The 12,324-nt window shown below is 71.0% G+C and carries 11 protein-coding genes and 6 pseudogenes; 8 read left to right on the top strand and 9 right to left on the bottom strand.

Going from position 1 to position 12,324, the window contains the following annotated elements:
* Positions 1-1,213: helicase-related protein (locus ABD655_RS16420; RefSeq protein WP_344715937.1), on the bottom strand; the 1,213-nt coding region annotated here is incomplete at its 3' end.
* Between the two features lie 46 nt (positions 1,214-1,259).
* Here ABD655_RS16420 and ABD655_RS16425 point away from each other — a divergent pair.
* From ABD655_RS16425 to ABD655_RS16440, 4 genes and pseudogenes are all read left to right on the top strand, one after another.
* Positions 1,260-2,095, top strand: a pseudogene (locus ABD655_RS16425) (aldo/keto reductase).
* 71 nt (positions 2,096-2,166) lie between these two features.
* A pseudogene (locus ABD655_RS16430) lies at positions 2,167-2,409 on the top strand (DUF255 domain-containing protein); the annotation flags it as partial.
* Between the two features lie 85 nt (positions 2,410-2,494).
* Complete coding sequence (locus ABD655_RS16435; protein ID WP_344715952.1) at positions 2,495-2,884, top strand: DUF255 domain-containing protein; 390 nt, start codon at positions 2,495-2,497, stop codon at positions 2,882-2,884.
* Positions 2,885-3,314: 430 nt separating this feature from the next.
* Positions 3,315-4,007 (top strand): hypothetical protein, encoded by a 693-nt coding sequence (locus ABD655_RS16440; RefSeq protein WP_344715938.1) that lies wholly within the window; start codon positions 3,315-3,317, stop codon positions 4,005-4,007.
* A 204-nt stretch (positions 4,008-4,211) separates the two neighbouring features.
* Here the strand turns inward: ABD655_RS16440 and ABD655_RS16445 are convergent, their stop codons facing one another.
* The 4 genes from ABD655_RS16445 to ABD655_RS16460 all read right to left on the bottom strand — a co-directional run bounded on the left by ABD655_RS16445 (position 4,212) and on the right by ABD655_RS16460 (position 5,799).
* Positions 4,212-4,334, bottom strand: coding sequence for a hypothetical protein (locus ABD655_RS16445; protein WP_344715940.1), 123 nt, complete (start codon positions 4,332-4,334; stop codon positions 4,212-4,214).
* Positions 4,335-4,345: 11 nt separating this feature from the next.
* Positions 4,346-4,477, bottom strand: a complete 132-nt coding sequence (locus ABD655_RS16450; RefSeq protein ID WP_344715942.1) for a hypothetical protein — start codon at positions 4,475-4,477, stop codon at positions 4,346-4,348.
* A gap of 109 nt (positions 4,478-4,586) precedes the next feature.
* Positions 4,587-5,048, bottom strand: coding sequence for a dolichyl-phosphate-mannose--protein mannosyltransferase (locus tag ABD655_RS16455; protein WP_344715944.1), 462 nt, complete (start codon positions 5,046-5,048; stop codon positions 4,587-4,589).
* Positions 5,005-5,799: a phospholipid carrier-dependent glycosyltransferase gene (locus tag ABD655_RS16460; protein ID WP_344715946.1), complete on the bottom strand. Its 795-nt coding sequence runs from the start codon at positions 5,797-5,799 to the stop codon at positions 5,005-5,007. The genes ABD655_RS16455 and ABD655_RS16460 overlap by 44 nt, the downstream gene beginning before the upstream one ends.
* 23 nt (positions 5,800-5,822) lie before the next feature.
* Between ABD655_RS16460 and ABD655_RS16465 the strand changes: the two genes are divergently transcribed.
* Positions 5,823-6,143: an SAM-dependent methyltransferase gene (locus tag ABD655_RS16465; protein WP_344715949.1), complete on the top strand. Its 321-nt coding sequence runs from the start codon at positions 5,823-5,825 to the stop codon at positions 6,141-6,143.
* Positions 6,144-6,154: 11 nt separating this feature from the next.
* Here the strand turns inward: ABD655_RS16465 and ABD655_RS16470 are convergent.
* Positions 6,155-6,507: pseudogene (locus ABD655_RS16470) on the bottom strand (SAM-dependent methyltransferase); the annotation flags it as partial.
* A 253-nt stretch (positions 6,508-6,760) separates the two neighbouring features.
* On the bottom strand, positions 6,761-6,928 hold the full coding sequence (locus ABD655_RS16475) for a hypothetical protein (protein WP_344715954.1): 168 nt from the start codon (positions 6,926-6,928) through the stop codon (positions 6,761-6,763).
* Here ABD655_RS16475 and ABD655_RS16480 point away from each other — a divergent pair.
* A pseudogene (locus ABD655_RS16480) lies at positions 6,885-7,259 on the top strand (phospholipid carrier-dependent glycosyltransferase); the annotation flags it as partial. The gene ABD655_RS16475 and the pseudogene ABD655_RS16480 sit on opposite strands and share 44 nt — an antisense overlap.
* A gap of 469 nt (positions 7,260-7,728) precedes the next feature.
* A complete protein-coding gene (locus ABD655_RS16485; protein WP_344715955.1) occupies positions 7,729-8,121 on the top strand; it encodes a dolichyl-phosphate-mannose--protein mannosyltransferase in 393 nt (130 codons plus the stop codon).
* A 205-nt stretch (positions 8,122-8,326) separates the two neighbouring features.
* On the opposite strand, the gene ABD655_RS16490 is transcribed toward ABD655_RS16485, so the two are convergent.
* Complete coding sequence (locus ABD655_RS16490) at positions 8,327-10,168, bottom strand: thioredoxin domain-containing protein (protein WP_344714276.1); 1,842 nt, start codon at positions 10,166-10,168, stop codon at positions 8,327-8,329.
* A 71-nt stretch (positions 10,169-10,239) separates the two neighbouring features.
* Positions 10,240-11,074: pseudogene (locus ABD655_RS16495) on the bottom strand (aldo/keto reductase).
* Between the two features lie 46 nt (positions 11,075-11,120).
* Between ABD655_RS16495 and ABD655_RS16500 the strand changes: the two are divergent.
* A pseudogene (locus tag ABD655_RS16500) lies at positions 11,121-12,324 on the top strand (helicase-related protein); the annotation flags it as partial.

A 12,324-nucleotide genomic window follows, 5' to 3' on the forward strand; every position in this document is an offset into this window, starting at 1 on the left:
CGAACCCGAGGGACAGCATCTGCAGGATGACCGAGGCCAGGCTCGTGCGCAGGATCTCAGGCTCGGTGAATTCGGGCCGCTTGTCGAAATCCTCCTCGGAGTACAGGCGGATCGCGATCCCCGCCGCCGTCCGACCCGCTCGTCCTGCCCGCTGCTGCGCCGACGCCTGCGAGATCGCCTCGATCGGCAGCTGCTGGATCTTCGTGCGGTTGCTGTAGCGCGAAATGCGCGCGGTCCCGGTGTCGATCACGTACTTGATGCCCGGCACCGTCAGGCTGGTCTCGGCGACGTTCGTCGCCAGGATCACCCGACGCCGCACGCCCGCGACCTTCGAACGCTCAAAGACGCGATGCTGTTCGGCGGCGCTCAGGCGGCCGTACAGCGGCAGCACCTCGACCGGGGCCGCGTCCTTCGCGTACATGCCCGAGACGGCATCCATCGCGTCCCGGATCTCGGCCTCACCCGGCAGGAACACCAGCACGTCGCCGGGGGCCTCGCGGTCCAGTTCGCGCAGGGCGGCGGTGATCCCGTCGACCTCGTCCCCGGTGCCCGACGCGTCCGGTCTGCGTTTCGTCTCGCCCTCGGCGCGCGCAGCCAGCTCGGCATCGGGGCACCGGTAGCGGATCTCGACGGGGTACGTCCGGCCGGAGACCTCGATGATGGGCGCGGGGTTGCCCGCGGCATCCGCGAAGTGCTTCGCGAAGCTCTCCGGATCGATGGTCGCGCTCGTGACGATGACCCGCAGATCGGGGCGCTTCGGAAGCACCTCCGTCAGGTACCCGAGCAGGAAGTCCACGTTCAGGGAGCGCTCGTGGGCCTCGTCCACGATGATCGTGTCGTAGCGGCGCAGCAGCCGGTCGCGGTGGATCTCGTTGAGCAGGATGCCATCGGTCATCAGCGTGACGCGCGTGTCCTCCTGCACCTTGTCGGTGAAGCGGACCTTGTAGCCGACGGTGGTGCCGAGCGGCACCTCGAGCTCCTCCGCGATGCGCTCTGCGATGGTGCGGGCGGCGATCCGGCGGGGCTGGGTGTGCGCGATGCGCGTGCGGCCCAGCTCGAGGCAGATCTTCGGCAGCTGGGTGGTCTTGCCCGAGCCGGTCGCCCCCGCCACGATCACGACCTGCGAATCGCGGATGGCGCGTGCGATCTCGTCCCGCGCGCCGCTGACGGGCAGCTCCGGCGGGTAGAAGATGACGGGTTCGGGCGCGCGCATAGCCTTCGATCGTACCGGCGCGGATCGAAGCTCCTAGGCTGGAGGCATGACGATTCCCACGGTTCAGCTCAACGACGGCTTCGACATCCCCCAGCTCGGCTACGGCGTGTTCAAGGTTCCGCCGGCCGACACGGAGCGCGCTGTCGCCGAGGCGCTCGAGGTCGGTTACCGTCACATCGACACCGCGGCGATCTACGGAAACGAAGAGGGCGTGGGGGCGGCCATCCAGAAGAGCGGCATCCCCCGCCACGAACTGTTCGTCACGACCAAGCTGTGGAACGACCGGCACGACGGCGACGAGCCGGCGGCGGCGATCCGCGAGAGCCTCGACAAGCTCCGTCTCGAGCGCGTCGACCTCTACCTGATCCACTGGCCGACCCCGGCCAGGACAACTACCTGCATGCGTGGGAGAAGCTGATCGAACTGCGCTCGGCCGGCCTCGCGCGCAGCATCGGCGTCTCGAACTTCCTGGTGCCGCACCTCGAGCGCATCGTGGGCGCGACCGGCGTCACCCCTGCGGTCGACCAGATCGAACTGCACCCCGCCCACCAGCAGCGCAACGTGACCGACTGGGCCGCGGCGAACGGTGTGCGGATCGAGGCGTGGGGCCCGCTCGGGCAGGGCAAGTACGACCTGTTCGGCATCCCGGCTGTCAAGGACGCGGCATCCGCTCACCGCAAGACACCCGCCCAGGTGGTGCTGCGCTGGCACATCCAGAAGGGCAACATCGTCTTTCCCAAGTCGGTGCGTCGTGAGCGGCTCCAGGAGAACCTGGACGTGTTCGACTTCGAGCTCTCGGACGCCCAGATCCGTGCGATCGACGACATCGATCCTGGCGACGGTTCCGGCCGGGTCAGCGCGCACCCCGACGAGGTCGAGTGACCGCGTCGGCGCGCGCGAGCACCCTGCGGTAGCACCCCACGCCGAGAGCCTTCCGTCGTAACGTGAGGAGGGTGAATCCGCGTCTGCAGCACTCCGCCAGCCCCTACCTGAGGGCTCACGCGGGCAACCCCGTCGCCTGGTACGCCTGGGGCGACGAGGCCTTCGCGGAAGCGCGGCGGCGGGACGTGCCCGTCCTGGTCTCGATCGGCTACTCGACCTGCCACTGGTGCCATGTGATGGCGCGGGAGTCGTTCTCCGACGACGAGACCGCGGCCGCGGTCAACGCGGACTTCGTGGCGGTGAAGGTCGACCGCGAGGAGCATCCCGAGGTCGACGCCGCGTATATGTCCGCGGCCGCCGCGTTCACGGCCGCACCTGGGCTGGCCGTTGACGGTGTTCGTGACCCCGAACGGTCGCCCGTTCTACGCCGGGACGTACTTTCCCCCCGAACCGCGGTCGGGCATGCCGTCGTTCCGTCAGGTGCTGGCCGCGGTCCGCGAGGCCTGGATCGAGCGTCGTGGCGAGGTCGACGGCACCGCCGACGCGGTGACGCAGGCGCTCGCCGAGGCGCGCAGCAGCGCGTCGACGGGCGGACAGATCCCCTCCGTCGAAGACCTGGCTGCGGCCGCCGCCGCGGTCGCAGCACGCGAGACCGCGAGTACGGCGGTTTCGGAGACGGCGATCCCGCGACCCCGAAGTTTCCGATCGCGACCGCGCTGCGGTTCCTGCAGACTCCCGTCGTCCGGATCGCCGACCCCGCGGCATCCGCCGTCGCGGAGCGGGCACTGACCGCGATGGCGTCCTCGCCCCTGCGCGACCCCGTCGAGGGAGGCTTCTTCCGCTACGCCACCCGGCGCGACTGGACGGTCCCGCACTACGAGCGGATGCTGACCGACAACGCGCAGCTGCTGGAGGTCGCCGTCGACGCGGACGACGAGCGCACCGCGCGCGGCATCGCGGGATTCCTCACCGATGTCCTGCAGCAGCCCGCGGGCGGGTTCGGCGCCGCGCAGGACTCGGAGTCCTGGATCGACGGCGTGCGCAGCGAGGGCGGGTACTACCTGCGGGATGCCGCGTCCCGCGCGGGCATCGATCCGCCCGCCGTCGACGGCAAGGTCGTGACCGGGTGGAACGGGCTCGCCATCGCGGCCCTGGCCCGAGCCGGGCGCGCCTGGACGAACCGGCGTGGATCGAGTCGGCGCGCTGGGCGGCGGACGCCGTGATCGGTGCGAACATCGACGCGGCCGGGCGACTCGTCCGCGCGGCGCTGGATGAGATCCCCTCCCGGGCCGCGGCGACCCTCGCCGACTACGGCCAGTTCGCCGCGGGACTGGTGGCCCTGGGCGCGGCCACGGGCGAGGTCGTCTACGCCGTGCGGGCCCGCGAGCTCGTCACCGCGTGCGTTGCCGAGGACGGCACGGTGCGGCCCCGGGTGGCGGCGACCCTGTGCTGGCCGCGCAGGGCATCTCCAGCCCGGATGCCGCCTCCGACGGGGACGAGCCGTCCGGTCACGCCGCGCTGGCCGACGCCGCGCTGTCGCTGTGGCAGCTCGGGGCGAGCGAGGACCTCCGCCACCTCGCCACGGGCGTCGTCGCTGCGCACGCGGCCGGCGCGCTGGCCCAGCCGATCGCGCACGGGCGCGCTGCTCCGCGTCGCCGCACGGCTGGCGCGGGCTCCCCGACAGGTGGTCGTCGTCGGGGATGACCCGGCATCCGCGTTGCTTCGAGCCGCCCGCCGCATCCCTGCGGAGGTCCTGGCGATCGTGACCGCGGCGCAGTCCGCGCAGTGGGCGACGGCGGGCTTCGCGCTGTTCGAGGGCAAGGCGCCGCTCGGCGGCCGGACGACGGCGTACGACTGCCGGGACTTCACCTGCCGTCTGCCGGTCACCGATCCGGCGGAACTCGAGTCCTGACCCGCCGCAGCCCTCTTCCGCTCCGCTGTCGCAACACGCCGCGCGGGGGCGCAGGTTGAGACGGGGGAGCGGATCTTGCGCCGCAGCCCCCGTTCGTTCCGCTGTCGCAACACGCCGCGCGGGCGCGCAGGTTGCGACGGGGGAGCCGACCGCGGGATCCGCGGCCGACCACGCGATCCGCGGCAGACCGCGCGGGGCCGGGCTCTACACCCAGCCTGGCAGCCAGTTGTGGGCGCGCCAGAAGTCGTAGGGCACCGGCATCCCGGTGACGATCGGATACCAGAACGCCGACAGCACCGTCGCGACCAGCAGGAAGACCAGCACCATCCGTTGCCCGCTCAGCCGCCGATACAGGTCGGTGTGGTGGCGCCGGCGACGTCCCGCAGGGCGAAGGTGAGCGCCAGCAGCACGAAGGGGAGCATCGCGATCGTATAGAACTGGAACATCGTGCGCTCGGATACAGCAGCCACGGCACGTAGGTGACCCCGATGCCGGTGAACACGACCGCATAGCGCCAGTCGCGCGTCCGCACGAACCGGTACACGAGGTAGATCACCGCCGCGATGCCGGCGAACCAGATCAGCGGGTTCGGCATGCTGTAGATGTTCTCGATGCACCCGTTCGCGGAAAGACAGCCGGCCTCACCGTAGGGCGTCGTCTCTGCGTACATCGACGTGGGGCGCAGCAGAAGGGGCCACTGCCACGCCGGCTGGCATAGGCGTGCGCCGAACTGAGTCCGACGTGGAAGTCGTAGATCGCCCGGTGGTACAGCCAGAGGCTGTGGAAGGCGGACGGCACCCACGACCAGACGCCCGTCGCCGGCGCGAGCTCCGCGCTGTGACGATCCCACCCACCATCGGTGGCCAGCCAGCCGATCCATGAGGCCAGGTAGACGACCACGGCGATCGGCACGAAGAGCACGAAGGTCACTGGTCCCTGCCGGAACGCGGCATCCGTCGGCCAGAATCCCACGCCGGCGCGGCGTCGCGCGAGCGCGTCAGTGACCACGAGGTAGATGCCGAGTCCGGCCACCACGTACACGCCGGACCACTTCACGCCCGTCGCGGCACCGGCCGCGGCGCCTGCGGCCATCACCCACGGACGACTCCAGAGCACCGGTCCCCAGGCCGGACGCTCTCCGTCCGCCGACCGGGTCGCGACCAGCGCGGCCAGCCGCACCGCGTGCTCCCGCCGATCGAGCAGCACGAACCAGAACGCCAGCAGCACGAAGAACGGTCAGGAAGATGTCCAGCAGCGCGATCCGGCTCAGCACGATCGCCAGGCCGTCGATCGCCATCAGGAACGAGGCGACCGTCGCGAATGCCACCGACCCGGTCAGGGCCTTTGCGACGAGGTAGAGCACGAGCACCGTCGCGGTGCCGAACAGTGCCGTCGTGATGCGCCAGCCGAACGACGAGTCGGGGCCGAAGATCGCCATGCCGACGCCGATCAGGAACTTCCCCAGCGGCGGGTGCACGACGAAGCTGCCCGCCGAGGTGAAGCCCTCGGTATCGCCGGCCAGGAAGGCCGCATTGGCGCCGTCGGGCCACTTCGCCGCGTAGCCGAGGATCCACTGCGCCCACGCGTCCTTGACGTAATACGTCTCATCGAAGACGAGCGCGTGCGGGCGACCCAGGTCCCACAGCCGAAGGATGCCGGCAAGCACTGTCACGAGCAGCGGAGCAAGCCATGCCCAGCGCCGGGCCAGGCGCGGATCCGCGGCGGTGCGGCTCGTCCACCGATCGTAGAAGGACGGCCGCATCCGGGGGAGGAGAGGAGCGGTCGCCGTCACAGCCACCAGCCTAAGGTGGGAGCGTGATCATCCTGGCCGCGACCCCGATCGGAAACCTCGGCGACGCGTCACGTCGCCTGGTGGAGGCCCTGGAGTCGGCGACCGTGATCGCGGCCGAGGACACCCGCACCACGCAGAGACTGCTGGCCGGCCTCGGAGTGGTCAACCGCCCGCGCCTGATCGCCCTGCACGACCACAACGAGAAGGAGCGTGCCGGCGAACTGGTCGCCCTCGCCCGTGAGCAGGACATCCTGGTTCTGAGCGATGCGGGGATGCCGACCGTGAGCGATCCGGGCTACGGCTGGTGGCCGCCGCCGCCGCGGCCGGCGTCGCGGTCAGCGTGATCCCCGGGGCCGAGCGCGGCCAGCACCGCGCTCGGCCGGGGATCACGCTGACCGCGACGCCGGCCGCGGCGGCGGCGGCCACCAGCCCGTAGCCCGGATCGCTCACGGTCGGCATCCCCGCATCGCTCAGAACCAGGATGTCCTGCTCACGGGCGAGGGCGACCAGTTCGCCGGCACGCTCCTTCTCGTTGTGGTCGTGCAGGGCGATCAGGCGCGGGCGGTTGACCACTCCGAGGCCGGCCAGCAGTCTCTGCGTGGTGCGGGTGTCCTCGGCCGCGATCACGGTCGCCGACTCCAGGGCCTCCACCAGGCGACGTGACGCGTCGCCGAGGTTTCCGATCGGGGTCGCGGCCAGGATGATCACGCTCCCACCTTAGGCTGGTGGCTGTGACGGCGACCGCTCCTCTCCTCCCCCGGATGCGGCCGTCCTTCTACGATCGGTGGACGAGCCGCACCGCCGCGGATCCGCGCCTGGCCCGGCGCTGGGCATGGCTTGCTCCGCTGCTCGTGACAGTGCTTGCCGGCATCCTTCGGCTGTGGGACCTGGGTCGCCCGCACGCGCTCGTCTTCGATGAGACGTATTACGTCAAGGACGCGTGGGCGCAGTGGATCCTCGGCTACGCGGCGAAGTGGCCCGACGGCGCCAATGCGGCCTTCCTGGCCGGCGATACCGAGGGCTTCACCTCGGCGGGCAGCTTCGTCGTGCACCCGCCGCTGGGGAAGTTCCTGATCGGCGTCGGCATGGCGATCTTCGGCCCCGACTCGTCGTTCGGCTGGCGCATCACGACGGCACTGTTCGGCACCGCGACGGTGCTCGTGCTCTACCTCGTCGCAAAGGCCCTGACCGGGTCGGTGGCATTCGCGACGGTCGCCTCGTTCCTGATGGCGATCGACGGCCTGGCGATCGTGCTGAGCCGGATCGCGCTGCTGGACATCTTCCTGACGTTCTTCGTGCTGCTGGCGTTCTGGTTCGTGCTGCTCGATCGGCGGGAGCACGCGGTGCGGCTGGCCGCGCTGGTCGCGACCCGGTCGGCGGACGGAGAGCGTCCGGCCTGGGGACCGGTGCTCTGGAGTCGTCCGTGGGTGATGGCCGCAGGCGCCGCGGCCGGTGCCGCGACGGGCGTGAAGTGGTCCGGCGTGTACGTGGTGGCCGGACTCGGCATCTACCTCGTGGTCACTGACGCGCTCGCGCGACGCCGCGCCGGCGTGGGATTCTGGCCGACGGATGCCGCGTTCCGGCAGGGACCAGTGACCTTCGTGCTCTTCGTGCCGATCGCCGTGGTCGTCTACCTGGCCTCATGGATCGGCTGGCTGGCCACCGATGGTGGGTGGGATCGTCACAGCGCGGAGCTCGCGCCGGCGACGGGCGTCTGGTCGTGGGTGCCGTCCGCCTTCCACAGCCTCTGGCTGTACCACCGGGCGATCTACGACTTCCACGTCGGACTCAGTTCGGCGCACGCCTATGCCAGCCCGGCGTGGCAGTGGCCCCTTCTGCTGCGCCCCACGTCGATGTACGCAGAGACGACGCCCTACGGTGAGGCCGGCTGTCTTTTCCGCGAACGGGTGCATCGAGAACATCTACAGCATGCCGAACCCGCTGATCTGGTTCGCCGGCATCGCGGCGGTGATCTACCTCGTGTACCGTTTCGTGCGGACGCGCGACTGGCGCTATGCGGTCGTGTTCACCGGCATCGGGGTCACCTACGTGCCGTGGCTGCTGTATCCCGAGCGCACGATGTTCCAGTTCTATACGATCGCGATGCTCCCCTTCGTGCTGCTGGCGCTCACCTTCGCCCTGCGGGACGTCGCCGGCGCCCACCACACCGACCTGTATCGGCGGCTGAGCGGGCAACGGATGGTGCTGGTCTTCCTGCTGGTCGCGACGGTGCTGTCGGCGTTCTGGTATCCGATCGTCACCGGGATGCCGGTGCCCTACGACTTCTGGCGCGCCCACAACTGGCTGCCAGGCTGGGTGTAGAGCCCCGGCCCCGCGCGGTCTGCCGCGGATCGCGTGGTCGGCCGCGGATCCCGCGGTCGGCTCCCCCGTCGCAACCTGCGCGCCCGCGCGGCGTGTTGCGACAGCGGAACGAACGGGGGCTGCGGCGCAAGATCCGCTCCCCCGTCTCAACCTGCGCCCCCGCGCGGCGTGTTGCGACAGCGGAGCGGAAGAGGGCTGCGGCGGGTCAGGACTCGAGTTCCGCCGGATCGGTGACCGGCAGACGGCAGGTGAAGTCCCGGCAGTCGTACGCCGTCGTCCGGCCGCCGAGCGGCGCCTTGCCCTCGAACAGCGCGAAGCCCGCCGTCGCCCACTGCGCGGACTGCGCCGCGGTCACGATCGCCAGGACCTCCGCAGGGATGCGGCGGGCGGCTCGAAGCAACGCGGATGCCGGGTCATCCCCGACGACGACCACCTGTCGGGGAGCCCGCGCCAGCCGTGCGGCGACGCGGAGCAGCGCGCCGTGCGCGATCGGCTGGGCCAGCGCGCCGGCCGCGTGCGCAGCGACGACGCCCGTGGCGAGGTGGCGGAGGTCCTCGCTCGCCCCGAGCTGCCACAGCGACAGCGCGGCGTCGGCCAGCGCGGCGTGACCGGACGGCTCGTCCCCGTCGGAGGCGGCATCCGGGCTGGAGATGCCCTGCGCGGCCAGCACAGGGTCGCCGCCACCCGGGGCCCGCACCGTGCCGTCCTCGGCAACGCACGCGGTGACGAGCTCGCGGGCCCGCACGGCGTAGACGACCTCGCCCGTGGCCGCGCCCAGGGCCACCAGTCCCGCGGCGAACTGGCCGTAGTCGGCGAGGGTCGCCGCGGCCCGGGAGGGGATCTCATCCAGCGCCGCGCGGACGAGTCGCCCGGCCGCGTCGATGTTCGCACCGATCACGGCGTCCGCCGCCCAGCGCGCCGACTCGATCCACGCCGGTTCGTCCAGGCGCGCCCCGGCTCGGGCCAGGGCCGCGATGGCGAGCCCGTTCCACCCGGTCACGACCTTGCCGTCGACGGCGGGCGGATCGATGCCCGCGCGGGACGCGGCATCCCGCAGGTAGTACCCGCCCTCGCTGCGCACGCCGTCGATCCAGGACTCCGAGTCCTGCGCGGCGCCGAACCCGCCCGCGGGCTGCTGCAGGACATCGGTGAGGAATCCCGCGATGCCGCGCGCGGTGCGCTCGTCGTCCGCGTCGACGGCGACCTCCAGCAGCTGCGCGTTGTCGGTCAGCATCCGCTCGTAGTGCGGGACCGTCCAGTCGCGCCGGGTGGCGTAGCGGAAGAAGCCTCCCTCGACGGGGTCGCGCAGGGGCGAGGACGCCATCGCGGTCAGTGCCCGCTCCGCGACGGCGGATGCCGCGGGGTCGGCGATCCGGACGACGGGAGTCTGCAGGAACCGCAGCGCGGTCGCGATCGGAAACTTCGGGGTCGCGGGATCGCCGTCTCCGAAACCGCCGTACTCGCGGTCCTCGCGTGCTGCGACCGCGGCGGCGGCCGCAGCCAGGTCTTCGACGGAGGGGATCTGTCCGCCCGTCGACGCGCTGCTGCGCGCCTCGGCGAGCGCCTGCGTCACCGCGTCGGCGGTGCCGTCGACCTCGCCACGACGCTCGATCCAGGCCTCGCGGACCGCGGCCAGCACCTGACGGAACGACGGCATGCCCGACCGCGGTTCGGGGGGAAAGTACGTCCCGGCGTAGAACGGGCGACCGTTCGGGGTCACGAACACCGTCAACGGCCAGCCCAGGTGCGGCGTGAACGCGGCGGCCGCGGACATATACGCGGCGTCGACCTCGGGATGCTCCTCGCGGTCGACCTTCACCGCCACGAAGTCCGCGTTGACCGCGGCCGCGGTCTCGTCGTCGGAGAACGACTCCCGCGCCATCACATGGCACCAGTGGCAGGTCGAGTAGCCGATCGAGACCAGGACGGGCACGTCCCGCCGCCGCGCTTCCGCGAAGGCCTCGTCGCCCCAGGCGTACCAGGCGACGGGGTTGCCCGCGTGAGCCCTCAGGTAGGGGCTGGCGGAGTGCTGCAGACGCGGATTCACCCTCCTCACGTTACGACGGAAGGCTCTCGGCGTGGGGTGCTACCGCAGGGTGCTCGCGCGCGCCGACGCGGTCACTCGACCTCGTCGGGGTGCGCGCTGACCCGGCCGGAACCGTCGCCAGGATCGATGTCGTCGATCGCACGGATCTGGGCGTCCGAGAGCTCGAAGTCGAACACGTCCAGGTTCTCCTGGAGCCGCTCACGACGCACCGACTTGGGAAAGACGATGTTGCCCTTCTGGATGTGCCAGCGCAGCACCACCTGGGCGGGTGTCTTGCGGTGAGCGGATGCCGCGTCCTTGACAGCCGGGATGCCGAACAGGTCGTACTTGCCCTGCCCGAGCGGGCCCCACGCCTCGATCCGCACACCGTTCGCCGCGGCCCAGTCGGTCACGTTGCGCTGCTGGTGGGCGGGGTGCAGTTCGATCTGGTCGACCGCAGGGGTGACGCCGGTCGCGCCCACGATGCGCTCGAGGTGCGGCACCAGGAAGTTCGAGACGCCGATGCTGCGCGCGAGGCCGGCCGAGCGCAGTTCGATCAGCTTCTCCACGCATGCAGGTAGTTGTCCTTGGCCGGGGTCGGCCAGTGGATCAGGTAGAGGTCGACGCGCTCGAGACGGAGCTTGTCGAGGCTCTCGCGGATCGCCGCCGCCGGCTCGTCGCCGTCGTGCCGGTCGTTCCACAGCTTGGTCGTGACGAACAGTTCGTGGCGGGGGATGCCGCTCTTCTGGATGGCCGCCCCCACGCCCTCTTCGTTTCCGTAGATCGCCGCGGTGTCGATGTGACGGTAACCGACCTCGAGCGCCTCGGCGACAGCGCGCTCCGTGTCGGCCGGCGGAACCTTGAACACGCCGTAGCCGAGCTGGGGATGTCGAAGCCGTCGTTGAGCTGAACCGTGGGAATCGTCATGCCTCCAGCCTAGGAGCTTCGATCCGCGCCGGTACGATCGAAGGCTATGCGCGCGCCCGAACCCGTCATCTTCTACCCGCCGGAGCTGCCCGTCAGCGGCGCGCGGGACGAGATCGCACGCGCCATCCGCGATTCGCAGGTCGTGATCGTGGCGGGGGCGACCGGCTCGGGCAAGACCACCCAGCTGCCGAAGATCTGCCTCGAGCTGGGCCGCACGCGCATCGCGCACACCCAGCCCCGCCGGATCGCCGCCCGCACCATCGCAGAGCGCATCGCGGAGGAGCTCGAGGTGCCGCTCGGCACCACCGTCGGCTACAAGGTCCGCTTCACCGACAAGGTGCAGGAGGACACGCGCGTCACGCTGATGACCGATGGCATCCTGCTCAACGAGATCCACCGCGACCGGCTGCTGCGCCGCTACGACACGATCATCGTGGACGAGGCCCACGAGCGCTCCCTGAACGTGGACTTCCTGCTCGGGTACCTGACGGAGGTGCTTCCGAAGCGCCCCGATCTGCGGGTCATCGTCACGAGCGCGACCATCGATCCGGAGAGCTTCGCGAAGCACTTCGCGGATGCCGCGGGCAACCCCGCGCCCATCATCGAGGTCTCCGGCCGGACGTACCCCGTCGAGATCCGCTACCGGTGCCCCGATGCCGAGCTGGCTGCGCGCGCCGAGGGCGAGACGAAACGCAGACCGGACGCGTCGGGCACCGGGGACGAGGTCGACGGGATCACCGCCGCCCTGCGCGAACTGGACCGCGAGGCCCCCGGCGACGTGCTGGTGTTCCTGCCGGGTGAGGCCGAGATCCGGGACGCGATGGATGCCGTCTCGGGCATGTACGCGAAGGACGCGGCCCGGTCGAGGTGCTGCCGCTGTACGGCCGCCTGAGCGCCGCCGAACAGCATCGCGTCTTTGAGCGTTCGAAGGTCGCGGGCGTGCGGCGTCGGGTGATCCTGGCGACGAACGTCGCCGAGACCAGCCTGACGGTGCCGGGCATCAAGTACGTGATCGACACCGGGACCGCGCGCATTTCGCGCTACAGCAACCGCACGAAGATCCAGCAGCTGCCGATCGAGGCGATCTCGCAGGCGTCGGCGCAGCAGCGGGCAGGACGAGCGGGTCGGACGGCGGCGGGGATCGCGATCCGCCTGTACTCCGAGGAGGATTTCGACAAGCGGCCCGAATTCACCGAGCCTGAGATCCTGCGCACGAGCCTGGCCTCGGTCATCCTGCAGATGCTGTCCCT

Source organism: Microbacterium terregens (genome assembly GCF_039534975.1).
In the GTDB taxonomy this organism is placed as follows: Bacteria; Actinomycetota; Actinomycetes; order Actinomycetales; family Microbacteriaceae; genus Microbacterium; species Microbacterium terregens.

Excerpts from the sequence above, each read along its gene's own strand:
- ABD655_RS16485 (WP_344715955.1), top strand. The coding sequence starts at position 7,729 with ATGCCGAACCCGCTGATCTGGTTCGCCGGCATCGCGGCGGTGATCTAC.
- ABD655_RS16445 (WP_344715940.1), bottom strand. The coding sequence starts at position 4,334 with ATGGTGCTGGTCTTCCTGCTGGTCGCGACGGTGCTGTCGGCGTTCTGG.